Here is a 25,347-nt window from a genome sequence, read left to right on the forward strand (position 1 = left end):
GAGGCACCGGCACTCACCCGAGACACCGGCACCGGAACCGGCACCCCAGGGCAGCAAGGCCCTCACCGGCCCTGGTCTGCGCTGCCCGCCGCCTCAGGCCTCAGAGGTCCGCGCAGATCCCGCGGGCCTTCGCCAGGTCCTTCTTCGCCTCGGCGTCGAAGGTGAACTCACGGGCGTGGCGCTGCTGTGCCCGCTTGAGCGCCTCCGCGAGCGGCCGGTACTCCTGGTCGCCCGCGGCCGCCGCGGCGGACAGCGTCACCGCCCCGCTCCAGCGGTTGAGGGCCACCAGCCCCTCGTCGCCCTTCGCCCCGTACCGAGACTCGTCGAAACCGTCGAGAGCCGCGCAGGCACCGCGCGCATCACCCGCCGCTCCGGCCCCGGAGCCGGACCCGCCGTCCTCCCCGCCGAGCGCCCAGGCCGCGCCCACGCCCCCGGCGCCGAGCAACAGGCCGACGACCAGGGCCCCGAGGAGCAGCCCGGTACGGCGCGGGGCCGTTATCGGCCCCTGGGGAGCGGCGGACGGCGGCGGGGTGGACGGCTGCGGCGGCTGCATGGCCCTGACCCTACTGGGCCCGTTTCCGCGCCGGAACGGGGCGGCCCTCCCCTCCGGCCGGGCGGACAGAGGCAGTTGACCCCTGGAGCCCGACTCCATGACTGACGCCTGCACAACGTCGTTATCGGCAGAGGACGTTTGGCGGCTTGCCCTGGGCGGTACCCGGGCAGTGAGAGCCCGACCAGAGGAAGACGACGGGATGGCGAGCGGTACCAGAAGAAGGCGCATGATCGGCGCTGCGGCGCTCTCTCTCGGCACCCTGATTTTGTGCGCTGGGATGCAGCGGAGTCATGGACGACGGTCTCGACTACACGCCGAAGACTCTGGCCGTGGAGAAGGCTCGGGACAGGGCGAGTGAGAAGTCCAGTCAGATTCTCGACCTCATCGGTATCGACGAGGGCAAGGTCACGGAACCGGGGCCCAGTGTCACGCCGTGCAAGGAGGATCCTGAGCATCTCTACCGGACCGGTCATCCGTGGTCTGTCTACGGAGTTTCGTCCGAGGAGGTGCTGCGGAAGGGCTTTCAGCGCCTGCGGGAGAAGCTTCCGCGGCACGGCTGGAAAATCGTCGAGTACGGGCCGAACAGCAGTAAGGCCAGGACTCTGGAACTCACCGCCGACTCCACGAAGGACCGCTACTCGCTCAACGTTGAATTGAGGGTGTCGAGTCCGACGGCCGGGAAAGAGCGCAATCCCCTCATCCTGGTGCACGTCGTGTCCGGCTGTTATCGCGCCCCGAAGGGGACGAAGCTGGACCAGGAGTTCTGAGCCGGTAGGGCGGACGCAGGAGGGGCGCCCGTGGGGCGCCCCTCGGATCAGGACCTGGGCGTACCGCTCCAGGAGGCCCTAGACGTACCGCTCCAGGATCGACGACTCCGCGAGCCGGGACAGGCCCTCGCGGACGCTGCGGGCGCGGGCCTCGCCGACGCCGTCGACGGTCTGGAGGTCGTCCACGCTCGCCGCGAGGAGTTTCTGCAGGCCGCCGAAGTGCTCGACCAGGCGGTCGATGATCGCGCCGGGCAGCCGGGGGACCTTGGCGAGCAGGCGGAAGCCGCGGGGGGAGACGGCGGAGTCGAGGGCCTCGGGGGAGCCGGTGTAGCCCAAGGCGCGGGCCACGGTGGGCAGTTCGAGGAGTTCGGCGTGGGTGAGGGCGTCCAGCTCGGACAGGGCCTCGTCCACGGTGCGGGAGCGGCGGGCGGTGGGCTCGGGGACGTAGTCGCGGACGACGAGTTCGCGGTCCGGTTCGACGCCCGCGATCAGCTCCTCCAGCTGGAGGGCGAGCAGGCGGCCGTCGGTGCCCAGTTCGACCACGTACTCGGCGATCTCGGTGGCGATCCGGCGGACCATCTCCAGGCGCTGGGCGACCGCGGTGACGTCCCGGACGGTCACCAGGTCCTCGATCTCCAGGGCGGAGAGGGTGCCGGCGACCTCGTCGAGGCGGAGCTTGTAGCGCTCCAGGGTGGCCAGGGCCTGGTTGGCGCGGGAGAGGATCGCGGCCGAGTCCTCCAGGACGCGGCGCTGGCCGTCCACGTAGAGCGCGATCAGGCGCATCGACTGGGAGACCGAGACCACCGGGAAGCCGACCTGTTTGGAGACGCGGTCGGCGGTGCGGTGCCGGGTGCCGGTCTCCTCGGTCGGGATCGTCGGGTCGGGCACCAGCTGCACCCCGGCGCGCAGGATCTTGGTGACGTCCTTGTCGATGACGATGCCGCCGTCGAGCTTGCACAGCTCGCGCAGCCGGGTCGCCGTGAACTCGACGTCGAGCACGAAGCCGCCCGTACACATCGACTCGACGGTCTTGTCGGAGCCGAGGACGATGAGGCCTCCGGTGTTGCCGCGGAGGATCCGCTCCAGGCCGTCCCGCAGGGCGGTACCGGGTGCGACCGCGCTCAGCGAGGCACGCATCAGCCCCTCGGCACCGGAACTCCCGCCGGACTTTCCGGGAGCTGCCGCCCGGTCGTTGGCTGCCACTGCACTCCTCGGGTCGCAGGTTCGTGGGCCGCCGCCGGCAACCCGACGGGCGAGACCGGGGCAAAGTCTACCGGCGCTCCGCCCCCTCCTGCGGGGCCTCCCGCCGACGTGAACGGGGAAGCACCCGCAGGGCGTCCCCCATGTCCGCGACTTCCGTCACCTTCATGCCCGCCGGGATCTTCCCGGGATCGGCCGGTACGAGGGCGTGCGTGAAGCCGAGCCGGTGCGCCTCGGCCAGTCTGCGCTGCACCCCGGTGACCCGCCGCACCTCGCCCGCGAGGCCCACCTCGCCGATGGCGACCAGGTTCTTCGGCAGCGGGGTGTCGCTGGCCGCGCTCGCCAGGGCCAGGGCGATGGCCAGGTCGGCGGCCGGTTCGGAGAGCTTCACGCCGCCGACGGTCGCGGAGTAGATGTCCCGCTTGCCGAGCGCGCTGATCCGGCCGCGCTGCTCCAGGACGGCCAGCATCATCGAGACCCGGGAGGTCTCCAGGCCCGAGGTGGTCCGGCGCGGTGAGGGGATCTGCGAGTCCACGGTGAGCGCCTGCACCTCGGCGACCAGCGGGCGGCGCCCCTCCAGGGTGACCGTCAGGCAGGTGCCCGGCACCGGCTCGGCACGCCGGGTGAGGAAGAGGCCGGAGGGGTCGGCGAGGCCGGTGATGCCCTCGTCGTGCAGCTCGAAGCAGCCGACCTCGTCCGTGGTGCCGTACCGGTTCTTGACGCCGCGGACCAGGCGCAGCCGGGCGTGCCGGTCGCCCTCGAAGTGCAGCACCACGTCCACCAGGTGCTCCAGGAGGCGGGGCCCGGCGATGGCGCCGTCCTTGGTGACATGGCCGACCAGCAGGGTGGCCATGCCGCGCTCCTTGGAGGCGCGGATCAGCGCGCCCGCGACCTCGCGGACCTGGGCCATGCCGCCCGGGGCGCCGTCGATCTCCGGGGAGGCCACGGTCTGCACCGAGTCGAGGACGAGCAGCGAGGGCTTGACCGCGTCGAGGTGGCCGAGGACGGCGGAGAGGTCGGTCTCGGCGGCGAGGTAGAGGTCGTCGTCCAGCGCCTTGATCCGGTCCGCGCGCAGCCGCACCTGGCTCGCGGACTCCTCGCCGGTGACATAGAGCGTGCGGTGCTCGCCGCTGGCCGCCTTCGCGGCGACGTCGAGCAGCAGCGTGGACTTGCCGACCCCGGGCTCGCCCGCGAGGAGCACCACCGCCCCCGGTACGAGACCGCCGCCGAGCACCCGGTCCAGCTCGGGCACCCCGGTGCTGCGCGCGGTGGCCCGCCGCCCGTCGACCTGCCCGATCGGCAGCGCGGAGGAGGTGACCCGGCCGGGCGCGGTGGTGCGCACGGCGGGGGCGCCGTACTCCTCGACGGTGCCCCAGGCCTGGCACTCGGGGCAGCGGCCGAGCCACTTCGCGGTCTGCCAGCCGCACTCGGTACAGCGGTAGGACGGGCGGTCCTTGGCGGTCTTGGTACGGGTGGCCATGGGGGGAACCGTAGCGGGCGGCACCGACAACCGGGCGGGCGCCCGGGACGAGTGGTGGCGCCGGGCCCGAACTCCGGCCCGCCGTACGCCTTTTCGGCCCGCCGTACGCCTCTTCGGTTCCGTATCGGGTCAGGCCGGGGCCCTCCTCGTGTCCCCCTTCGAGGGAACTCTTCACCCGCAAGGGTTAAATGCGCCCGAGGCGGCGCTGTGGCTCCTGCCGCGCGCCTACGGTCGCTGGGGTGATGAGCAGTAGGCAGCCCTCCCCCTCGCAGTCGACCGCCATGCCCGCGACCGGCGCGCACCGGGCGCACCGCGATGCCCGGCACCGCGCCGGGGCGCACGAGGCGGGTGAGCGCCCGCCCGCGCACGACGGCCGCCGCCCCGCGCCGGGGGACGGGGATCACCACGCGGACGGGGACCGGCGGCCCGAGGCCGCCGACCGCCACGAGGCCCATCTCGACGGGCTGTTCACCTACTGCCTGTCCGTGCTCTGCGACCACGAGCTCGCCCTCGCGGCGCTCGCCGACGTCCTCGCCCTCGCGCGCCGCCGCCAGGCCCGCGGTCCCGCGCTCGACTCCGAACAGCGGGCCTGGCTCTACTCGCTGGCCCGCTGGTCCTGTCTGCGCGAGCTGGCCGAGGCACGGCGCAGGCGCCAGGGCGCGCACGCCTCGGGCCGCCGCGCGGAGCAGCCCGCCGCGCGCCCCGGACCCCGGCCGGGCCGGTCGCCGGTGCCCGAGGTCTCCGAGGAGGCCGAGCGGCAGCACCGGCGCGAACTCGCCCTGCTCGCCTGGCCGGAGGCGGCCGGTACCTCGCCCGAGCAGCGGGAGGCGCTCGAACTCTCGGTACGGCACCGGCTCTCGACGCACGAGGTCGCCGCCGTGCTCGGCCTGGACCGGATCGCCACCCGCGAACTCCTCGCCTCCGCCGCCTGCGAGGTGGAGCGCACCCGGGCCGCGCTCGCGGTCGTGGAGAAGGGCACCTGCCCGAGCGTGGCCCGCCTCACCGGCGACCATCAGCTGCTCCTCGGCACCGCGCTCCGGCGCGAACTGGTCCGGCACGTCGACGACTGCCCGCGCTGCCGCCGTACCGCCGAGCGCGCCGCCCCCGGCACCTGGCCCGGCACCAGCGCCGCCCCCGCGCTGCCCGTCGTCGCGGCGCCCCGGGCGGCCCTGCACGCGCTGCCCGCCACCGCGCGCGGCCGCCACGGGGTGCCCCGCTTCGACCGGCGCGGCTTCCCGATGGACCCCAAGGACCGGGCCGCGCGCCGCGACCGGATCCGCTCCCGGGCGCTGACCACGACCGTGGTCGCGACCGTGGTGGCCGCGCCGGTGCTCGCCCTGTGGGCCGCCTACCGGGGCGCCCCGCTGACCGGCGAGGGCCAGGGCGGCCACTCGGCCTCGGCGGACGAGCGCAGCGGGCCGGGGGATCCGGCGCGGGCGTACGAGAACGCGGGGAACGCCCGGGCCACCGAGGGCCGGCGCTTCGCCGAGGACGCGCACTCGCCCGAGGTCTCGGTCGAGGTGGTCAGCGCGGGGGCCCGGCCCTCGCACAGCCAGAGCGGCCCCGGGCGCCTCACCGTCGAGGCCCGCCCGGGCGGCGGCCTGACCCTGCTCACCCTGCGCGCCTCGGGCGGCGCCCCGGTCCGCTGGTCGGCCGCCCCGAGCGCCCGCTGGCTGCTGCTCAGCCGCAGCTCGGGCACGCTGCGGCCGGGGGAGTCGGTGACGGTACGGGTGTACGTGGACCGCACCCGCGAGCCCGGCGGCCACTGGCGGGCCACGGTCGCCCTGGAACCCTCCGGGGCGCTGGTCTCCATCGAGGGGTACGGCCGGTGGCGCCCGCCGCCGACCCGCCCCACCCGGCCCGGCACGCCCCCGCCGCACGGCACCCGGCCGCCGTCCGTCCCGCCGACCCGGCCGACCGCGCGCCCGTCCACGCTGCCCGCGACCGCCCCGCCGTCCTCGAAGCCGCCCCAGAGCCCGACACCCAGCGCCTCGAACACCGGGCCCGCCCAGCCGGACGACTCCTCCCCGCCCGCGGACTCGGGGAGCCCGGGGAGTCCGACGGGTTGAGGCGGAGCCGGGGAGCCCGACGGGGTGTCGGGGCGGACTCACGGGGTGTCGGGGCGGATTCGGGGAGCCCGAGGGGCCGGGGAAGCCCGGCGATTCCGAGGGGCCGCGGGAAGTCCGAGGCGCCGGGAGAGTCTGCGGAACCCGCGGAACCCGCGGAACCCGCGGAACCCCGGGAACCCCGGCAACTCCGAGGAGCCGCGGACCCCGGCAACTCCGAGAAGCCGCGAGAAATCCGAGGATCCGCGGCAGATCCGAAGGACCGCGGGCGCCCCCGACGGGCCGAGGCGGGCGTGCTGCCCGCCTCGCGCGCCGGGGCCGGGGCCCCTTCCGCTCAGGCGCCGCGGTTCAGGCGTGGGCGGGTCGTGCGTCCGCCGGGTGCGGGGCCACCAGGGGGAGTTGGGAGGCGAGGCGCTGCTCGCAGAGTTCGGCCAGGCGGTCGTAGCCCTCCTTGCCCATCAGCTCGATCAGCTCGGGGCGGTAGGAGACGTACACCGGGTCGCCCGCGCCGTGCGCGGAGGTCGCCGAGGTGCACCACCAGTGCAGGTCGTGGCCGCCGGGACCCCAGCCCCTGCGGTCGTACTCGCCGATGGAGATCTGCAGCACCTTGGTGTCGTCGGGGCGCTCGATCCAGTCGTAGGTGCGGCGGACCGGCAGCTGCCAGCAGACGTCCGGCTTGGTCTCCAGGGGTTCGCGGCCCTCGCGCAGCGCCAGGATGTGCAGCGAGCAGCCCGCGCCGCCCGGGAAGCCGGGGCGGTTCTGGAAGACGCAGGAGCCCTGGTGGCGGCGGGTCTGCAGCTCGCCGTCGTTCTCGTCCTCCTGGACCCAGGCGTCGGGCGAGGCGGTGCCGACCGCGTGGTGCTGCCAGATGTCGGGGGTGAGCCGGGCCACATGGCCCGCGACCCGCTCCTGGTCCTCCTCGTCCGAGAAATGCGCGCCGAGGGTGCAGCAGCCGTCGTCCGCGCGGCCCGCCTGGATGCCCTGGCAGCCGCTGCCGAAGATGCAGTTCCAGCGAGAGGTGAGCCATGTCAGATCGCAGCGGAAGACCTGCTCCTCGTCCGCGGGATCCGGGAACTCGACCCAGGCGCGGGCGAAGTCGAGGGGCTGCTCGTCCGGAGCGGCCGCCTTCTTCCGGGACTTCGGCGCCTTCGCCGCCCGCTTCTCGGCCTGCTCCCGACGCTCCCGCTTCTCCTGCTTCGCGCGCTTCTTCTGCTGCTTTTCCTGCTCCTTGGGCACAGCCCTTCCCGCCTTCTCCCGCTCTGCGGCCGCTCCCGGCGCCGCCTCCCGTGACGTCTCCGCCGCGGCCGGTTCCCTGGTTCCGCCGCCGGGTGACTTGCCCGGCTTTGCCTTTTTCGTCATTGGCACCGTTCCAGGGTATGCGTGCGCGGCCCCGCCCCGGGACAGCCGACCGCCGCGGGGGCAGTAGCGTTCCGTACATGAGGCTCGGAGTTCTCGACGTCGGTTCGAACACGGTTCACCTGCTCGTGGTGGACGCCCACCCGGGTGCCCGCCCGCTGCCCGCGCACTCCCACAAGGCCGAGCTGCGCCTGGCCGAGCTGCTCGACGAGGCGGGCGCGATCGGGCCCGAGGGCGTGGACCGCCTGATCGGGACCGTGCGCGGGGCGCTGGAGGCGGCCGAGGACAAGGGCGTCGAGGACCTGCTGACCTTCGCCACCTCCGCGGTGCGCGAGGCGGTGAACGCCGAGGAGGTGCTCGCCCGCGTCAAGGAGGAGACCGGGGTCGCGCTGACCGTGCTGACCGGCGCCGAGGAGGCACGGCTCACCTTCCTCGCCGCCCGCCGCTGGTTCGGCTGGTCCTCCGGCAGGCTGCTCGTCCTGGACATCGGCGGCGGCTCCCTGGAGATCGCCTACGGCATGGACGAGGAGCCCGACGCCGCCGTCTCGCTGCCGCTCGGCGCGGGCCGCCTCACCTCCGGCTGGCTGCCGGGCGACCCGCCCGAGGCGGAGGCGGTGCGCGCGCTGCGCCGGCACGCACGGGCCGAAATAGCCCGGGTGGTGGGCGAGTTCAGCAGGCTGGGGCGGCCCGACCATGTGGTCGCCACCTCCAAGACCTTCAAGCAGCTGGCCCGCCTCGCCGGGGCCGCCCGCTCCGCCGAAGGCCTGTACGTACAGCGGGAGTTGGGCCGCGAGGCGCTGGAGTCCTGGGTGCCGCAGCTCGCCGCGATGACCGCCGAGGAGCGGGCGAAGCTGCCGGGGGTCTCGGAGGGGCGCTCCGGGCAGCTGCTCGCGGGCGCGCTGGTCGCCGAGGGCGCGATGGACCTCTTCGACGTGGACACCCTGGAGATCTGCCCCTGGGCGCTGCGCGAGGGCGTCATCCTGCGCCACCTGGACCAGATGCCGCCGGGGCCGGCCGCGCCCGGTCCCGGTGCGGCCGCCGCGGGCCGTTATGGAGAGCGTCACAGCTGAAGCCGTACCGGGGCCCGTACTCTGTCCTGCGTGGCAGAACCAGTGGTGCGCATCCCGGATGCGAAGGTCGCCCTGTCGACGGCCTCGGTCTATCCGGAGTCGACGGCGGTGGCCTTCGAGATCGCCGCGCGCCTCGGCTACGACGGCGTCGAGGTCATGGTCTGGACCGACCCGGTCAGCCAGGACATCGAGGCGCTGCGCAGACTGAGCGACTACCACGAGGTGCCGATCCTCGCGGTGCACGCGCCCTGCCTGCTCATCACGCAGCGGGTCTGGTCGACGGACCCCTGGGTCAAGCTCCAGCGGGCCCGCGCCGCCGCCGAGAAGCTCGGCGCGAGCACCGTGGTGGTGCATCCGCCCTTCCGCTGGCAGCGGCAGTACGCCCGCGACTTCGTCTCCGGGATCTGGCGGATGGCGCACGAGACGGACGTCCGCTTCGCCGTCGAGAACATGTACCCCTGGCGCTACCGGGACCGCGAGATGCTCGCCTACGCCCCCGACTGGGACGTCACCCGGCACGACTACCGGCACTTCACCATCGACCTCTCGCACACCGCGACCGCCCGCTGCGACGCGGTGGAGATGGCCGCGCGGATGGGCGATCGCCTCGGCCACGTCCACCTCGCCGACGGCTCCGGGTCCGGCAAGGACGAGCACCTGGTCCCGGGCCGCGGCACCCAGCCCTGCGCCGAGCTCCTGGAGTCCCTCGCGGCCCGCGGCTTCGACGGACACGTGGTGGTCGAGGTCAACACCCGCCGCGCCATGTCGGGCGCGGAACGCGAGGCCGACCTCGCCGAGGCCCTCGCCTTCACCCGCCTCCACCTGGCGGCCGCGGCCCGGGTCCCCGGCTCATGACCGCTGCCGCCCCCCGCCGCCGCGGCAGGCCGCCGCGCGCGGGCGCCGCCGAGGGGCCCGGCACCCGGGAGCGCATCCTCGCCGCGGCCCGCGAGGAGTTCTCCGAGCGCGGCTACGAGAAGGCCTCGGTACGCGGCATCGCCAAGGCCGCCGGGGTCGACCCGGCGCTGGTGCACCACTACTTCGGCACCAAGGAGCAGGTCTTCGAGGCCTCGGTCGCCGCCGCCTTCGCGCCCGCGCTCGAAGCCCCGGCCGCGGTCGCCGACGGCCCCGTCGAGGGCATCGGCGAGCGGCTGGCCCGCTTCCTCTTCGGGGTCTGGGAGAACCCGGCGACCCGCACCCCGCTGCTCGCCATCGTCCGCTCCGCGGTCAGCAACGAGGCGGCCGCGGCCGTCTTCCGCCGCCTCATCGCCGCCCAGCTGCTGCGCCGCATCGCCGTCCAGCTCGACCACCCCGACGCCGAACTGCGCGCCGAACTCGCCGCCGCCCAGCTCGTCGGCATCGCCATGCTGCGGTACGTGATCAAGGTGGAGCCGCTGGCCTCGGCGGACCAGGAGCAGATCATCCGCCGGGTGGCGCCGGTGGTGCAGCACCACCTGGTGGGGGAGTAGGCGGGGGCCGACCCGTCCCGGCCCATCCGTCCGCCGGTGCCTCGGCCCGTCCGTCCGTCCGCCGGAGCCTCGGCCCGTCCGGCCGCGCGGGTGCCGGTGCCCCGGTCCGTCAGCGCGTGCCGGTGCCCCGGCCCGCGCGTCACCCCGCACCTGGCGCGACCCCGCCCCCGTACCCCTCAGCCCGCGCCCGGCTCGCCGACCGCTGGGGCTCCCGCCGCCAGGCCGGTGGGCTCCGCGGCCTCGCCCGGCTCCGTGAGGTCCGGCAGGAGCGGCGCGTCCGGCAGGAGCGGCAGCTCGGCCCAGATGATCTTGCCCTCGCGGGTGTAGCGGGTGCCCCAGCGGTCGGCGAGCTGGGCGACCAGGAGCAGCCCGCGGCCGCCCTCGTCGAAGACCCGGGCCCGGCGCATGTGCGGGGAGGTGCTGCTCGCGTCGGAGACCTCGCAGATCAGCGCGCGGTCCCGGATCAGCCGCAGCCGGATCGGGACTTCGCCGTACCGGATGGCGTTGGTGACCAGTTCGCTGACGACCAGCTCCGCGGTGAAGGAGGCCTCCTCGAGACCCCACTCCGCGAGGGTCGCCAGGGTGTGGCGGCGGGCCTCGGAGACCACCGCGGGATCGGCCGCCAGCTCCCGTACGGAGACCTGGTCGGAGGCGAGGACGCGGGTCCTGGCGAGCAGCAGCGCGACGTCGTCGGTGGGGCGGGCCGGGACGAGGCGGCCGATCAGCGCCTCGCAGACGTCCTCCAGGGGCACCGGCGCACCGCCGGATCGCGCGCCCGCCGCCCCGGTCTCCGCGAGGACCTCGGTGAGCGCGGCGAGGCCGGAGTCCACGTCCCGGCCCTGGCTCTCGACCAGCCCGTCCGTGTAGAGGGCGAGCAGGCTGCCCTCGGGCAGGTGCAGCTCGGACTTCTCGAAGGGCAGGGCGCCGAGGCCGAGCGGCGGTCCGATCGGCAGCTGCGGGAAGTCGACGCGGCCGTCCGGGCCGACCACGGCGGGCAGCAGCTGGCCCGCGCTGGCCAGGGTGCAGTTGCCCGAGACCGGGTCGTAGACCGCGTACAGGCAGGTGGCGCTGGACTCCTGGCCCTCCTCCGGGTCCTGGTCGGCGAGGCGGATCACCACGTCGTCGAGGTGGGTGAGGAGTTCGTCGGGGGCGAGGTCGACATCGGCGAGGGTGCGCACCGCGGTCCGCAGCCGCCCCATGCTGGCCGAGGCGTACAGGCCGTGGCCCACCACGTCGCCGACCACCAGGGCGACCCGGGCCCCGGCCAGCGGGATGACGTCGTACCAGTCGCCGCCGACCCCGGCGTGCGAACCGGCCGGGAGGTAGCGGGAGGCGACCTCGACCGCGGACTGCTCCGGCGGGCGCTGCGGGAGCAGGGCGCGCTGGAGGGTCAGGGCGGTGGCGCGCTCGTGGGTGTAGCGGCGCGCGTTGTCGATGGAGACGGCGGCCCGGGCGGCGAGGTCGCGCACCAGGAGCAGGTCGTCGTCGGTGAACGGCACCGCCTCCCCCCGCCGGAACAGCAGTGCCAGCCCGAGCGCCGCCCCGCGCGCCCGCAGCGGCACCACCAGCACCGAGGCGAGGCCCTGCGCCCGGACGGCTCCGGCGGTCCCCGGGTCCGCCCTCAGCCAGTCGGGTGGGCCGTCCAGGCGGTGCCGCGAGGGCTGCCCCGTGGTCAGCGCGCGGTCCGGCACCGAACCCGCCGGAAAGGTGTGCGGCTCGCCCGGGGCCTCGATCTCCCCGGCGCCCTCGGCGGGGGCGGTCCGCTGGGCCACCCGGCACAGCCGCAGCCGCCCCGGCCGGGGCGGCCGCCCCTTCGGGCCGAGCACCGGGTCGAGCAGGCTGACGGTGGCGTAGTCGGCGAAGTGGCGCACCCCGACGTCGGCGAGCTCCTGGGCGGTGCGGCCGACGTCGAGGGTGGTCCCGATGCCGGTGCTGGCCTCGTTGACCAGCCGCAGCTGCCGCTGCACCCGGCGCTCGCGCTGGGCCTGGTACACGCTGAAGGCCTGCTCGGAGGCGAGGTCCATCCACTCCAGGCCGAAGACCGCGAGCCGCAGGGTGGCCGCGCTGACCAGCTGTGTATCGCCGCTGCGCCGCGCGATGTCCTCGAAGAGCAGCGGGGTGAGCCCGGCGAGCCCGAGGCGGTAGGCGCGCAGCATCGCGCTGACCGGGATGTCGCGGTCGGCGAGCAGCCGGGCCAGCTTCACCGCCGTCTGCGGCTGCCCGCCCGCGAGGCCGGGGCCGATTCCGCCGAGGACGTCGAGGAAGAGGTCCACGCTCTCGGTGACGAGGGCGCGGGCGGGGCCGTTCACCTCCGCCTCGCCGAGCGCGGGGATCTCGGCGGCGTAGAGGCGCATCAGCAGATCGGTCAGCGCGGCGCGGCGGGGGCGCAGATCCCCGGCCACGGCGGCGAGCAGCCGATCGGCATCGTCCATACCGGAAATATAGGCACGAAGAAGACGCTACCGCCGGGTCGGGTACGGGCTTTCGCTCCCGGGTTCGCCGCCGGGTCCCCGGACCGCCCCGGGACCGGCCGGGCGGCCCCGTGAGCTGCCCGGCGACCGAGACCGGCGTCCCAGGATCCGGACATGGTGTCCGGATCCTGGAGGACGGGCGTACTCTCTTACAGACAGGCATGCCTGTCCGCCAGGCATGCGGGGCACAGCTGAGCGGACGGCCACAAGGCGGCCCGCGGCGCTGGAGCCCGGATCCCGTACGGGCGCGCGGCGAGCGCGCGGACCGCCCGGGATCCCGGTCGAATCCGCCGGTGCCGTGAGCGCGGCCCCGGAGCCGAGAAGGAGCGAGCGACGATGCCCGAGCTGAGGTCCCGCACTGTCACCCACGGCCGCAACATGGCGGGCGCCCGCGCCCTCATGCGGGCCTCGGGCGTAGCGAGCGAGGACATCGGCAAGCCGATCATCGCGGTCGCCAACTCCTTCACCGAGTTCGTGCCCGGGCACACCCACCTCGCCCCGGTCGGCCGGATCGTCTCCGAGGCGATCAAGGCGGCGGGCGCGGTGCCCCGGGAGTTCAACACCATCGCCGTCGACGACGGCATCGCGATGGGCCACGGCGGCATGCTCTACTCGCTGCCCTCCCGGGACCTGATCGCCGACTCCGTGGAGTACATGGCCGAGGCGCACTGCGCCGACGCGCTGATCTGCATCTCCAACTGCGACAAGATCACCCCCGGCATGCTGATGGCCGCGCTGCGCCTGAACATCCCGACGGTCTTCGTCTCCGGCGGCCCGATGGAGGCCGGCAAGGCCACCCTGGTCGACGGCACCGTCCGCAAGCTCGACCTGATCAACGCCATCAGCGACGCGGTCGACGAGAACGTCTCCGACGAGGACATCCTCCGCATCGAGGAGAACGCCTGTCCGACCTGCGGCTCCTGCTCCGGCATGTTCACCGCCAACTCGATGAACTGCCTGACCGAGGCCATCGGCCTCTCGCTGCCCGGCAACGGCTCCGTCCTCGCCACCCACACCGCCCGCAAGGCCCTCTACGAGAAGGCCGGGCAGACCGTGGTCGAGCTGGCCGAGCGGTACTACGGGGGCGACGACGACTCCGTGCTGCCGCGCAACATCGCCACCCACGCGGCCTTCGAGAACGCCATGGCACTCGACATCGCCATGGGCGGCTCCACCAACACGATCCTGCACCTGCTGGCCGCCGCCCAGGAGGCCGAGGTGGGCTACGACCTCGGCGACATCGACGCGGTTTCCCGCCGGGTGCCCTGCCTCGCCAAGGTCGCGCCCAATGTCGCGCCCAGCACCACGTACTACATGGAGGACGTGCACCGCGCGGGCGGCATCCCGGCGATCCTCGGCGAGCTGTACCGGGGCGGGCTGCTCAACGAGGACGTGCACACCGTCCACGCGCCCGGCATCAAGCAGTGGCTCGACGACTGGGACATCCGCGGCGGCGCCGCCTCGGCCGAGGCCGTCGAGCTGTGGCACGCGGCGCCCGGCTGCCGCCGCTCCGCCGAGGCCTTCAGCCAGTCCGAGCGCTGGGACAGCCTCGACACCGACGCGGCGAACGGCTGCATCCGCGATGTCGCGCACGCCTACTCCCAGGACGGCGGACTCGCGGTCCTCAAGGGCAACCTCGCCGAGGACGGCTGCGTCGTGAAGACCGCCGGGGTCGACGAGTCCATCTGGACCTTCGAGGGCCCCGCGGTGGTCTGCGAGTCGCAGGAGGAGGCCGTCGACAAGATCCTGCGCAAACAGATCACGGAGGGCGACGTCGTCGTCATCCGCTACGAGGGCCCCAAGGGCGGCCCCGGCATGCAGGAGATGCTCTACCCGACCTCCTTCCTCAAGGGCCGCGGCCTCGGCAAGTCCTGCGCCCTGATCACCGACGGCCGCTTCTCCGGCGGCACTTCGGGCCTGTCCATCGGCCACGCCTCCCCCGAGGCGGCCTCCGGCGGCACCATCGCGCTGGTCCGCGACGGCGACCGGATCCGGATCGACATCCCGAACCGTACGATCGAACTCCTCGTCCCCGAGGCCGAGTTGACCGCCCGCAAGCAGGCCCTCGGCGGGGTGTACGCGCCGAAGGACCGCGAACGCAAGGTCTCCACCGCCCTGCGCGCCTACGCCGCCATGGCCACCAGCGCCGACAAGGGCGCCGTCCGCGACATCTCCAAGTTGGGCTGAGCACACCGGCAGTTCGGCAGCACCGGCGCCCCGGCCCCCTCGGCCGGGGCGCCCGCCCCCGCGAAAACCGGATGCGCGCCGCGGGCGGGGTGCGGTCTGATCGGACCATGGCGATCGTGCTGAGCAGTCCGGAAGTCGACGAGCTGGGCGGGGCCCTGGGCGCACTGCGGGAGTGGCAGTACGAGGGGGCGCCGATGCAGCTGCATCCGGGAGACCTGGGCTGGTTCTGGCGGTTCGGCGCGGCGGCGACGGCCGCGGCGGTGCGGACCTGGAGCCGGGACGGGCGGATCCTCGCCGTCGGACTCCTCGACGGCCCCGACCTGCTGCGGCTGACCACCGCTCCGGACGCCCGGCAGGACGAGGAGCTGGCCCGGCGGATGGCCGCCGACCTCACCGGCCCGGAGCGCGGCGTCCTGCCGCAGGGCAAGGTCTCCGTCGAGGCGCCGCGGGACGCACTGCTCCAGGAGGTCCTGCGCGCCGACGGCTGGGACACCGGCGAGCCCTGGACGCCGCTGCGCCGCGACCTCACGGAGCCGGTGCCCGATCCGGGCGTACGTATCGAGGTGGTCGGGCCGGAGCTGGCGACGGAGCGGGCCGCCGTGCAGCGGGCCGCCTTCGACGGATCGACGTACGGCGAGGAGCGCTGGCAGGCCATGGCCGCCGGACCGCTGTACGCCGGCGCCCGCTGCCTGCTCGCCCGCGACGCGCGGGGCCGGGCCGTGGCGATGGTGACGGTGTGGTCGGCCGGTCCCGGCAGGCCCGGCCTCCTGGAGCCGATGGGCGTGCACCGGGACCATCGCCGCCGCGGCCACGGCCGGGCGATCACCCTCGCCGCCGCGGCCGCCCTCCGGGAGCTGGGCGCGTCCAGCGCCCTCGTCTGCACCCCGAGCGCCAACCCCGGCGCCGTCGACACCTACGCCTCGGCCGGGTTCCGGCGGATGCCCGAAGTCCCGGACCGCTGCCGGGAGTTGTAGACCGGGCGCGAAAGGCCGGGGGCTGGTTCGCGCCCCACTCCCTGACCGGCTCCGGCCGTCCCTTCAGACCGGCTTGCGCCATACGGAGATGTGCTTCGCGGAGTCCTGGGTGAACGGCGCCCCGTCCCAGTCCGCCACCCGGCGCTCCAGATCGAGACCGGCGATCCGGGCCATCAGGTCGAGTTCGGCCGGCCAGGCGTACCGGTGCCGCGAACTCCCGCGGCGGTAGCGGCCGTCCGCGCCGTCCCGGGTGAAGTGGTGCGAGACGAGGACCTGTTCGACCAGGTCGAAGGTGTCGAAGCCGAGATGCCGCTCGGAGACGTCGAAGGGCACCGCGACCTGCCCGGGCGGCAGGAACCGCAGCGGCGGCACGCCCAGCTCGATGACGAAGCGGCCACCGGGCGCCAGATGACGCGCCGCGTTGCGGAAGCACTCGACCTGCTCCTCCTGGGTGAGCAGATTCGTGATCGTGTTGTAGACGAGATAGACCAGGGTGAACTCACCGGGCACGACGGTGGCGGCCATGTCCCCGAGGACCACCGGGAGGGTGTCCTCGTCGACCTTGCGCCGGAGCACCTCCGCCATGGGCGCGGAGAGTTCGATGCCCACGACCGGCACACCGCGCTCCCGGAGCGGGACGCCCACCCGCCCGGTCCCGATCGCGAACTCCAACGCCCTTCCCTGACCGGCCAGTTCGCCGAGGAAGTCCAGGACCGGCCCGAGAACGGCGGCCGAGGACGACTCGGCCTCCTCGGCGTCGTAGCGTTCGGCGGTCGCTCGGCTCCACAGCTCACTGCTCGTCACGACCGGTCACTCTGCCGGGTGCCGAGGGGCGCTGTCGACGCAATTACCGCCCAGGGCGCACCTGTTGACGGGCGTGCGGTGCTGGGCCGCGGCCGACGCGGACTCGCTGCTCGACATGCGCCGTGCGGGGGAGCGGCAGAACGGCGTCCTACGGGCAGTTGAGGGTGCCCCGGGCTCACCACACCGACGGATTGGCCGAGTTGACCGCGAACACCGACCCGTCCGGCGCGCTCGCGTACACCCGTCCCCCGGCCATGACCGGCGGCGGCACCGCGGCGGCCACCTGTTCCGGCGCGGAGGCACGGGGCCGGGCCTTGGTCTGCCCGAGCAGGTGCCCGTCCCCGGCGTCCACCGCGACCAGCGCACCGCCGGGCGTGGAGAAGCAGACCCGCCGCCCGTCGGTCACCGGCACCGAACCGCGGCTCGCCCCCGACTCCGTACGCCAGCGCTGCTCACCGGCGACCAGGTCCACGGCGACCACCGCGCCGCCCGCGGCCGTCAGATAGGCCCGGTCGCCGTGCACTGCGCCCAGCGCGTCGTCCAGCGGCAGCTTCAGCGGGATGCGGCGCTGCGTCCCGCGCCCCGGTGCGTAGCGGATCAACGCCTCGGTCTGCGCGGCGGAGTTGAGCGACTGGAGGACGACGGCGCGGCCCGCCACCCCGGCCGGGCGCACCGCCCCGGCGAAACGGTGCTCCCAGCGGGTCCGGCCCGAGTCCGGGTCGAGCGAGGTCACCAGGGTGCTGCCGCCGTCGCCGCCGAGCCGGGTGGCGAGCACGCTCTCCCCGAAGGCCCAGAGCACCGGCTGCCCCGCCCCGCCGGGCCGCCGCCACCGCTGCTCGCCGCTCGCCGCGTCCAGCCCGGTGAGGCTCCCGTCTCGCCCGCCGAGCAGCACGGTCTCCCCGGCGAACCGCACCGCGCCGCCGTACGAGCCGAGCTCCCGCTGCCAGCGCTTCTTCCCGTCGGCCGGGTCGAGGGCGAGCAGGGTGCCGCCGTCGTCGCTGACCGTCAGCAGCCGCCCGGCGGCCGGCTGGGGCGCGAACTCGGGGGCGCCCTTCGGCGCCGCCTCCCGGCTCCACGCCAGCTTCCCGCTGCCCGGGTCGAGCGCGGCGGCGGGCAGCCCCGGCTGGGCGCAGTACAGCGCCCGCTCGGTGTACGCGCACCGCGGGGTGCCGCCGCTGGCCTGTGCCGAGCCGCCCGGCAGATCCTCGCGCCACGGCGAGAAGGCAGCCTTCGGCGCCCCGGACGGCCTCCCGCCCGGCACGGTTCCGCCGTCCCCGCCCGGCCACAGGAGCGCCGTACCGGCCGCACAGAGCGCCAGCGCGGCGGCGAGGGCGCCGAGCACCAGCGGGCGGCGGAAGAAGCGGGAGGTGCGGGGGGTCGGCGACCGGGCGGGGTCGGTGGGGTCCGCGGGGGCCGCGAGGTTCCCGGACCGCGCGGACTCCCCGGACGTCCGCGGGCCAGCCGGACCCGCCGCGCCCTCCGCGCCCGCCGATTCGGCGGAACTCCCTTGCTCCATGGGCCCGTTGGGGACAGCCGCCCACCCCGCACCCCCGCCCGCGTCCCCCTGCCGGACCTTCCGCTGCGCCGGTATGAAGGCCTGGGTCTCGTACGAGGCGGCGACCGAGCGGAGGTCGGCCATCACCTCGTCGGCGGTGGGCCGGTCCTCCGGGTTCTTGGACAGGCAGGCCTCGACCAGCGGGACGAGGGCCTCCGGCAGCGCGGACAAGTCGGCCTCGTTGTGCACCACTTGGTAGGCCACGAGGTAGGGGCTGTCGGACTCGAAGGGCGCCTTGCCGGTCGCCGCGTGCACCAGGAGCGAGCCGAGCGCGAACATGTCGGCGGCCGGGCCCACTTCACGCGGGCGGCGGAACTGCTCCGGCGCCATGAACGGCGGACTGCCGATCAACTTCCCCGTCTCGGTGCGCAGTTCGCTGTCCTTGGGCCGGGAGATCCCGAAGTCGATGACCTTGGGGCCGTCGTCGGCGAGCAGCACATTGCTCGGCTTGAGGTCGCGGTGCACCACCCCGGCGCGGTGGATGTCCCGCAGCGCCTCGGCGAGCCCCGCCATCAGCCGCCGCAACTGGGCCGGGGACAGCGGCCCGTGCCGCTTGACCTGCTCGGAGAGGGTGGGGCCCGGAATGTAGAGGGTGGCCATCCAGGGGCGTACGGACTCCGCGTCGGCGTCCACCACCGGCGCCGTGAAGGCACCGCTGACCCGCCGGGCGGCGGCGATCTCCTGCCGGAAACGCCCCCGGAACTCCGGGTCCTCGGCGAGTTCGGCGTGCACCACCTTCACCGCGAGCGGCAGCCCCGAACCGCTGCGCGCCAGATGCACGACGCCCATCCCGCCCGATCCCAGGCAGCTCTCCAGGCGGTACTGACCGGCGTACTCGGGATACGCCGCGTCGGTACCGGCACCGATGCCTCCCCGTGGCGCCATGGACCCACCCCCGAAGCTGTTCGTCCGGCGCGCGACGCACGGAGCCTAGTCGATGCTTCGTCCCCTGCTGCAGTGGCTTGCTAGCCTCCGCGTGTGTCGCCCGCACTGGCCGGAATCTGCGGATGCGGCACATTGGTTGGGGGATCTGCACATTCGACGGGGTCCACGGGGGCCCAAGAGGGGGAGCCGTCATGACTGTCGACCAGTCCGAGAACGCCGGGGAACGCGCCGAGGGCACGGAGGCCCAGCTCGCCCGGCGCTACCCGATCGCGCCGGGCTACACGCTGAACGTCCGCGGCGGCCCCGGCACCCAGTACTCCCTGGTGCGGGTCCTGCCGCCGGGCAGCAGCGTGCTGATCCACTGCCAGACCCGCGGCCAGAACGTCAGCGGCCCCTACGGCACCACCCGCATCTGGGACAACATCAGCCCCGGCGAGTACGTCTCCGACGCCTATGTGAAGACCGGCAGCGACGGCTACGTGGCCCCGGCCTGCGGCTGACCACGCGGCGGGCCCTTCGCGAGGGCCCGCCGCGAGGACCGTTCGCGCACAGCTTTTCGCGCACAGTCGTTCGCGTACGGCCCTTCGCGCACGGCGCGGTGTGTCCTCACGGGGGCGCGCCGCGCCCTCGCGGAAGGCGTGGTGAGCAGGGCGGCGGGCAGAGCCGCTGCCCCGCTCCCGCCCCGCCGCGCCACCATGGACGCATGACCGACACCCGGCGCGCCCACTCCTTCAACGCGGCGGCCGCGCAGTACGCCGCCGCCCGCCCGTCCTACCCGCCCGCCCTGTTCGACACGGTCGAGGCACTCTCCGGCCGCCCGCTGCGCGGCGCCGCCGTGGTGGACGTCGGCGCCGGTACGGGGATCGCCGCCGCGCGGCTGCACGCGCGCGGCGCCCGGCTCCTCGCGGTGGAACCGGGCGCGGGCATGGCCGCCGAGTTCCGCAGGCAGCTGCCCGGGGTGCCGGTGGTACGCGGCGACGGCAACGCCCTGCCGCTCGCCTCCGGCAGCGCCGACCTGCTCACCTTCGCCCAGTCCTGGCACTGGACCGAACCGGCCCGCGCCCTGCCCGAGGCCCTGCGGGTGCTGCGCCCCGGCGGCACGCTCGCCCTGTGGTGGAACGTCCTGGACCACCGCGTCGGCTGGGTCGCCGCCCAAGGCGCCCGCCTCGCCGCCCACTTCGGCGCGCACGCCGGGGCGCACGGCACCCCCGAGCGGGTCCGTGCGGAGGCGGGCGCGGCCGAGTTCACCCACCACCGGGTGCCCTGGAGCCGCCGGATCAGCGTCGACACCCACCTCGCCAACCTCGGCAGCCACTCCCTCCTCCTGGTCGCCGGCGAGGAGTCCCGCGCCTCCTTCCTCACCGCCGAACGCGCCGCCCTCCTCCGGGACTTCCCCGACGGCACCCTCGACGAGCCGTACGTCGTCGACCTCCTGGTGACCCGCCGCCCGAACGGCAACTGAGGCCACCGGGCCACCGCTTGAGCTGCCCGGCCTCAACTCGGCGTACGCGCTGACGACTTGAGGGCCTTCGCTCTGAGTTGCCGAGCCCTCAACTCGGCTTAGGGGTCGACGACTTGGGGACCTTCACTGTCTCCGCCGCGAGTCGTACGGGGGTCCGGCCGAGGGGGAGAGAGGCGAGTGAGTTGCGGCGATGAGAAGGCCTGGCCTTCTCCGGCCCCGAGCCCCCTCGCCACCGCCCGACTCCCGGCCGCTGGCTCTCCGCCCCTTGGCGCCCCAGCCCCTCGCTCGCCGCCCCTGACTCCTCGGCTGACTCCCCGACTCTGGCTCCGCGCCCCCTGTCACCCCAGCTCCTTGACGCCGTACCCCCGCAGGCGCATTATTCATCACATGATGAATTCCAAGGCTCCCGCCCCTCCCGTGGCCGGCGAGGCCACCGGATCACCCGCCGTCCGCGCCCGGGGCCTCACCGTCACCCGCGGTCCGCGCACCGTGCTGCGCGGGCTCGACTTCTCGGTCCCGGCGGGCCGCGTCACCGGGCTGCTCGGCCCCTCCGGCTGCGGGAAGTCGACCCTGATGCGCGCCCTCGTCGGTACGCAGGCCAAGGTGAGCGGCACCCTCGACGTCCTCGGCCACCCGGCGGGCAGCGCGGCCCTGCGCTCACGCATCGGCTACGTGACCCAAGCGCCCTCCGTCTACAGCGACTTGACGGTGCGTCAGAACCTGGAGTACTTCGCCGCGGTACTCGAACCGGGCAGGTCCGCCGCCGGGCGGCGCCGCGCCCAGGTCACCCGGGCCATCGAGGACGTCGACCTCGGCTCGCACGCCGACTCCCTCGCCGGACACCTCTCCGGGGGCCAGCGCGGCCGCGTCTCGCTGGCGGTCGCCCTGCTCGGCTCGCCCGAACTCCTCGTCCTGGACGAACCCACCGTCGGCCTCGACCCCGTACTCCGGCGTGAGCTGTGGCACCTGTTCCGCGGACTGGCCACCGAGCGCGGCGCCACCGTCCTCATCTCCTCGCACGTCATGGACGAGGCCGAGCGCTGCGACCGGCTCCTGCTCCTGCGCGAGGGACACCTCCTCGCCGAGGACACCCCCGAGGCCCTGCGCGAGCAGACCGGCTCCACCACGGTCGAGGAGGCCTTCCTCCACCTCGTCGACCGGGCCGCCACGCACTGACCCCGGCCCGCCCGCGCCTCCGCCCCCGACCCCGGCCGCGTACCCGCCATCCCGACGCTCGGACCGGCCCCGACCGCGAGCTCACCCCTGGACCTGACCGACCCGACCCGACCTGGTCCTCGACCGTCAGCCGACGCGCGAACGCGACCCGACCCTCGCCCCCGCCCCGAACTCCCGCCGAACCCTTGCCCGCCCCCCCCGACCCCGGAGCCACCCCATGACCCTCTCCCGGACCCTCGCCACCGCCGCCCGCGTCCTGCGCCAGCTGCGCCACGACCCCCGGTCGATCGCGCTCATGGTGCTCGTGCCCTGTGTGATGCTCCTGCTGCTGCGCTACGTCTTCGACGCCAGCCCGCGCACCTTCGACAGCATCGGCGCCTCGCTGCTCGGCATCTTCCCGCTGATCACGATGTTCCTGGTCACCTCGATCGCCACGCTGCGCGAACGCACCTCCGGCACCCTCGAACGCCTCCTCGCCCTGCCGCTCGGCAAGGGCGACCTGATCGCCGGGTACGCGCTGGCCTTCGGCGCCCTCGCCGTCGTCCAGTCCGCGCTCGCCACCGGCCTCGCCCTGTGGGCCCTCGGCCTCGACGTCACCGGCTCGCCCTGGCTGCTGCTCCTGGTCGCCCTGCTCGACGCCCTCCTCGGCACCGCGCTCGGCCTCTTCGTCTCGGCCTTCGCCGCCTCCGAGTTCCAGGCGGTGCAGTTCATGCCCGCGGTGATCTTCCCGCAGCTGCTCCTGTGCGGACTCTTCACCGCCCGCGCCCGCATGCAGCCCGTCCTGGAGGCCCTCTCCGACGTGCTGCCCATGTCGTACGCGGTCGACGGCATGAACGAGGTCCTGCGGCACCCCGAGGTCACCGGCGCCTTCGTCCGCGACACCTCCGTCGTCGCCGGAAGCGCCCTGCTCGTCCTGGTCCTCGGCGCCGCGACCCTGCGCCGCCGCACCGTCTGACCGGCCGCCCGGGGCCCGTCCGGTCCGCGGACACCGCGCGCCCGGCCACCCGCGCGGTGCGAGGATGAGCCCGCGGCGGCGAGGCGAAATCGCGGCCGGCACAGCGGAGTCAGCACAGCCAGCGGAAGGGGTCGGCCGCCCATGAGCCAGAAAGTCGCCGTACTGGGAACCGGAAAGATCGGCGAGGCCCTGCTCAGCGGCATGATCCGCTCCGGCTGGTCGACCGCCGACCTCCTGGTCACCGCCCGCCGCCACGAACGCGGCGAGGAGCTCGCCGCCCGCTACGGCGTCACCGTGACCGGCAACGCCGAGGCCGCCCGCGCCGCCGACACCCTGATCCTCACCGTCAAGCCCCAGGACATGGGCACTCTTCTCGGTGAACTCTCCCCGCACCTGCCCGCCGACCGCCTCGTGATCAGCGGCGCCGCCGGAATCCCCACCACCTTCCTGGAGGATCGGCTCCCGGCCCGCACCCCCGTCGTACGGGTCATGACGAACACCCCCGCCCTGGTCGACGAGGCCATGTCGGTCATCTCCGCGGGCAGCCACGCCACCGGCGGCCACCTCGCGCACGCCGAGGAGATCTTCGGCGCCGTCGGCAAGACCCTGCGCGTCCCCGAGTCCCAGCAGGACGCCGCCACCGCGCTCTCCGGCTCCGGCCCCGCGTACTTCTACTTCCTGGTGGAGGCCATGACCGACGCGGGCATCCTGCTCGGCCTGCCCCGCGACAAGGCCCACGACCTCATCGTGCAGGCCGCGATCGGCGCCGCCGTGATGCTCCGCGACAGCGGCGAACACCCGGTCACCCTCCGCGAGAACGTCACCTCGCCCGCCGGCACCACCATCAACGCCATCCGCGAACTGGAGAACCACGGCGTACGCGCCGCCCTGATCGCCGCCCTGGAAGCCGCCCGCGACCGCAGCCGCGAACTGGCCTCCGGCAGCGGCTGAACCCGAACCGGCCTCCGGCGGCAGCTGGACCATGGGTCGGGGGCGCCGGCCCGCGTCCGGCGCCCCCCTCCCGCTCAGGCCGCGGGCAGCAGCCCGATCGCCCGGTAGGCCGCGTCCACGGTCGGCTGGGCCATCTCCCGGGCACGCTCGGCGCCAGCCCGAAGCACCGCGTCCACCTGCCCGGGGTCGGCCGCCAGCTCCCGGTGCCGCTTCTGCAAGGGGGCGAGCAGCTCCACCACGGCCTCCGCGGTGTCCTTCTTCACGGCGCCGTACGAGGAGTAGTCCGCGGCGAGGTCCTCCGGCCGCCCACCGGTGCAGGCCGCCAGGATCTCCAGGAGGTTCGCGATACCGGGGCTGACCGCCCGGTCGTAGACGACCTCCCGCCCGCTGTCGGTCACCGCCCGCAGGAACTTCCTCCGGATGACCTCGGGCTCGTCGAGCAGATGGACCACCCCGGCGGACTCGGCACCCGACTTCCCCATCTTGCTCAGCGGATCCTGAAGGTCCCGCACCCGCGTCCCCAACACCGGAAGGGTGGCCTTCGGCACCACGAAGGTGGCCCCGTATCGCTGGTTGAAGCGCAGCGCGAGGTCCCGCGTCAGCTCGACGTGCTGCGCCTGGTCCTCACCGACCGGCACCTCGTCCGTCCGGTACGCCAGGATGTCCGCCGCCATCAGCACCGGATACGTCAGCAGTGAGAGCCGCACACCGCCCCCGCGCTCCTGTTCCCGCCGCGCCTTCTCCTTGTACTGGATCATCCGCCGCATCTCCCCGTCCGCGGCCACACACTCCAGGAGGTACGAGAGTCTGGTGTGCGCGTCCACCTGGCTCTGGACGAAGACCGTGCACAGCCGCGGATCCAGCCCGGCCGCGAGCAGCAGACTCGCGCCCTGCCTGGTCAGCCGCCGCACCCGGGCCGGATCGTGCTCGACGGTGAGCGCGTGCAGGTCGACGAGGCAGAACAGGGCCTCCGAGCGGTGCTGATCGGTCTCGACCCAGCGCCGCACCGCCCCGAGGTAGTTCCCGAGCGTCAGGTGTCCCGTGGGCTTGACCCCGCTGAAGGTCCGCGTCATGTGTCCTCACTCCTTCCGGTGAGGCCGCCGTCCTCGCCGGCCGGCGGGCTCCCGGAGCGGGAAACACGAACGGCCGCCGAAGCGGCGGCCGTTGAGCGCGTGCGTAGGTCCGGCCGCCGTCAGGCGGCCCACCACTGCCGGGTGTGCGCACGCGTAGTCATGGGGCAGAGGGTACGCCTCCGGCTCCCCGCCCGTGCGAAGTTGACACTCCCCGGAGGGATCCGTAATGTACTGCGAGCTGTCCAGCGGTGAGCCGCCGACCTCAGGTCGGTCCCGGGGCAGCCATTCCGCAGAGAACATCGACCGAGCCACGATCCTTCGTCGGCTCGTTTTCATGCTCCCCTGTGCAATGAGGAACTGCGTTCGAAAGAGCGCCCCCGATTAGGTCGGGGAGAATGCTTCCGCTAAGGTCTCACCCATGTCGGAACGGCCCAACAGCCGCGACGGCAGCCCCTGCTGACGGGGAATCAGCGCCGAAAGGATCTGATACAGTAGGCACCGCCGGAAAGGGAAACGCGAAAGCGGAGAACGGCCCGGCAAACCCCCTCCGGAGGGTGGCGGAAACGGAAATCGGATCTGCTAAAGTCGGAAACACCGAAGGGAAACGCCCGGAGGAAAGCCTCGGCTGAATGGTCGGGGTGAGTACGAAGGAAGTGTCCGTTCCTTGAGAACTCAACAGCGTGCCAAAAGTCAACGCCAGATATGTTGATAACCCCGGATTCTCGGCAGTCGTTTGTGGCTGTCTGAGGGTTTGGGTTCCTTTGAAGAGACACACAGCGAGGATGCTGTGGACCGGGGGGATTATTCCTCTTCCTGGTTCCGCTCTCGTGTGTGTGACCGGATTACCGGTACACATTCACGGAGAGTTTGATCCTGGCTCAGGACGAACGCTGGCG

20 protein-coding genes are annotated in these 25,347 nt (G+C 74.1%); 12 read left to right on the forward strand and 8 right to left on the reverse strand.

The window, feature by feature from the left end:
* Positions 1-100: 100 nt before the first annotated feature.
* Positions 101-553: a hypothetical protein gene (locus tag HFV08_RS26060; RefSeq protein ID WP_246342061.1), complete on the reverse strand. Its 453-nt coding sequence runs from the start codon at positions 551-553 to the stop codon at positions 101-103.
* A 290-nt stretch (positions 554-843) separates the two neighbouring features.
* Here HFV08_RS26060 and HFV08_RS26065 point away from each other — a divergent pair, with 290 nt between their 5' ends.
* Positions 844-1,320, forward strand: coding sequence for a hypothetical protein (locus tag HFV08_RS26065; RefSeq protein WP_168542904.1), 477 nt, complete (start codon positions 844-846; stop codon positions 1,318-1,320).
* A gap of 78 nt (positions 1,321-1,398) precedes the next feature.
* On the opposite strand, the gene disA is transcribed toward HFV08_RS26065, so the two are convergent.
* Positions 1,399-2,523, reverse strand: a complete 1,125-nt coding sequence (gene disA / locus HFV08_RS26070) for a DNA integrity scanning diadenylate cyclase DisA (protein ID WP_040249887.1) — start codon at positions 2,521-2,523, stop codon at positions 1,399-1,401.
* 67 nt (positions 2,524-2,590) lie between these two features.
* The gene (gene radA / locus HFV08_RS26075) at positions 2,591-4,000 is read right to left on the reverse strand and encodes a DNA repair protein RadA (protein ID WP_168542905.1); all 1,410 of its coding nucleotides are present in this window, start codon (positions 3,998-4,000) and stop codon (positions 2,591-2,593) included.
* A 242-nt stretch (positions 4,001-4,242) separates the two neighbouring features.
* Here radA and HFV08_RS26080 point away from each other — a divergent pair, with 242 nt between their 5' ends.
* Entirely contained in the window at positions 4,243-6,069 is a 1,827-nt protein-coding gene (locus HFV08_RS26080; RefSeq protein WP_168542906.1) for a BACON domain-containing protein, read from the forward strand.
* Positions 6,070-6,414: 345 nt separating this feature from the next.
* On the opposite strand, the gene HFV08_RS26085 is transcribed toward HFV08_RS26080, so the two are convergent.
* On the reverse strand, positions 6,415-7,302 hold the full coding sequence (locus tag HFV08_RS26085; RefSeq protein ID WP_168542907.1) for a DUF3109 family protein: 888 nt from the start codon (positions 7,300-7,302) through the stop codon (positions 6,415-6,417).
* Positions 7,303-7,502: 200 nt separating this feature from the next.
* On the opposite strand from HFV08_RS26085, the gene HFV08_RS26090 reads away from it, so the two are divergent.
* From HFV08_RS26090 to HFV08_RS26100, 3 genes are read left to right on the forward strand one after another with little or no spacing between them, the layout of a single operon-like run.
* A complete protein-coding gene (locus HFV08_RS26090; protein WP_168542908.1) occupies positions 7,503-8,492 on the forward strand; it encodes a Ppx/GppA family phosphatase in 990 nt (329 codons plus the stop codon).
* Positions 8,493-8,522: 30 nt separating this feature from the next.
* Positions 8,523-9,347 carry a sugar phosphate isomerase/epimerase family protein gene (locus HFV08_RS26095; RefSeq protein WP_168542909.1) on the forward strand — a complete coding sequence of 275 codons (825 nt, stop codon included), beginning with the start codon at positions 8,523-8,525 and terminating at the stop codon, positions 9,345-9,347.
* Positions 9,344-9,958 (forward strand): TetR/AcrR family transcriptional regulator, encoded by a 615-nt coding sequence (locus tag HFV08_RS26100; RefSeq protein WP_168542910.1) that lies wholly within the window; start codon positions 9,344-9,346, stop codon positions 9,956-9,958. Before HFV08_RS26095 ends, HFV08_RS26100 begins: the two co-directional genes overlap by 4 nt.
* 176 nt (positions 9,959-10,134) lie before the next feature.
* Here HFV08_RS26100 and HFV08_RS26105 read toward each other — a convergent pair whose 3' ends face one another.
* Positions 10,135-12,390 carry an ATP-binding SpoIIE family protein phosphatase gene (locus tag HFV08_RS26105; RefSeq protein WP_168542911.1) on the reverse strand — a complete coding sequence of 752 codons (2,256 nt, stop codon included), beginning with the start codon at positions 12,388-12,390 and terminating at the stop codon, positions 10,135-10,137.
* A 375-nt stretch (positions 12,391-12,765) separates the two neighbouring features.
* Here HFV08_RS26105 and ilvD point away from each other — a divergent pair, with 375 nt between their 5' ends.
* Together ilvD and HFV08_RS26115 are read left to right on the forward strand one after the other, a co-directional pair.
* On the forward strand, positions 12,766-14,616 hold the full coding sequence (ilvD, locus tag HFV08_RS26110) for a dihydroxy-acid dehydratase (RefSeq protein ID WP_168542912.1): 1,851 nt from the start codon (positions 12,766-12,768) through the stop codon (positions 14,614-14,616).
* A 107-nt stretch (positions 14,617-14,723) separates the two neighbouring features.
* On the forward strand, positions 14,724-15,590 hold the full coding sequence (locus tag HFV08_RS26115) for a GNAT family N-acetyltransferase (protein ID WP_168542913.1): 867 nt from the start codon (positions 14,724-14,726) through the stop codon (positions 15,588-15,590).
* 63 nt (positions 15,591-15,653) lie between these two features.
* On the opposite strand, the gene HFV08_RS26120 is transcribed toward HFV08_RS26115, so the two are convergent.
* Together HFV08_RS26120 and HFV08_RS26125 are read right to left on the reverse strand one after the other, a co-directional pair.
* Entirely contained in the window at positions 15,654-16,394 is a 741-nt protein-coding gene (locus HFV08_RS26120) for a class I SAM-dependent DNA methyltransferase (protein ID WP_168542914.1), read from the reverse strand.
* Positions 16,395-16,569: 175 nt separating this feature from the next.
* Entirely contained in the window at positions 16,570-18,834 is a 2,265-nt protein-coding gene (locus tag HFV08_RS26125) for a serine/threonine-protein kinase (protein WP_168542915.1), read from the reverse strand.
* Positions 18,835-19,025: 191 nt separating this feature from the next.
* On the opposite strand from HFV08_RS26125, the gene HFV08_RS26130 reads away from it, so the two are divergent.
* The 5 genes from HFV08_RS26130 (at position 19,026) to proC (ending at position 23,378) form a co-directional block, all read left to right on the forward strand.
* Positions 19,026-19,334 carry an SH3 domain-containing protein gene (locus HFV08_RS26130; protein ID WP_168542916.1) on the forward strand — a complete coding sequence of 103 codons (309 nt, stop codon included), beginning with the start codon at positions 19,026-19,028 and terminating at the stop codon, positions 19,332-19,334.
* A gap of 203 nt (positions 19,335-19,537) precedes the next feature.
* Positions 19,538-20,296: a class I SAM-dependent methyltransferase gene (locus tag HFV08_RS26135; protein ID WP_168542917.1), complete on the forward strand. Its 759-nt coding sequence runs from the start codon at positions 19,538-19,540 to the stop codon at positions 20,294-20,296.
* Between the two features lie 387 nt (positions 20,297-20,683).
* On the forward strand, positions 20,684-21,472 hold the full coding sequence (locus HFV08_RS26140; RefSeq protein WP_168542918.1) for an ABC transporter ATP-binding protein: 789 nt from the start codon (positions 20,684-20,686) through the stop codon (positions 21,470-21,472).
* Between the two features lie 217 nt (positions 21,473-21,689).
* Positions 21,690-22,427, forward strand: coding sequence for an ABC transporter permease (locus HFV08_RS26145; protein ID WP_168542919.1), 738 nt, complete (start codon positions 21,690-21,692; stop codon positions 22,425-22,427).
* A gap of 141 nt (positions 22,428-22,568) precedes the next feature.
* Entirely contained in the window at positions 22,569-23,378 is an 810-nt protein-coding gene (proC, locus tag HFV08_RS26150; protein WP_168542920.1) for a pyrroline-5-carboxylate reductase, read from the forward strand.
* A 74-nt stretch (positions 23,379-23,452) separates the two neighbouring features.
* Here the strand turns inward: proC and trpS are convergent, their stop codons facing one another.
* On the reverse strand, positions 23,453-24,451 hold the full coding sequence (gene trpS / locus HFV08_RS26155) for a tryptophan--tRNA ligase (protein ID WP_168542921.1): 999 nt from the start codon (positions 24,449-24,451) through the stop codon (positions 23,453-23,455).
* Between the last annotated feature and the right edge of the window lie 896 nt (positions 24,452-25,347).

The sequence above is a fragment of the Streptomyces physcomitrii genome (genome assembly GCF_012273655.1).
Taxonomy (GTDB): domain Bacteria; phylum Actinomycetota; class Actinomycetes; order Streptomycetales; family Streptomycetaceae; genus Streptomyces; species Streptomyces physcomitrii.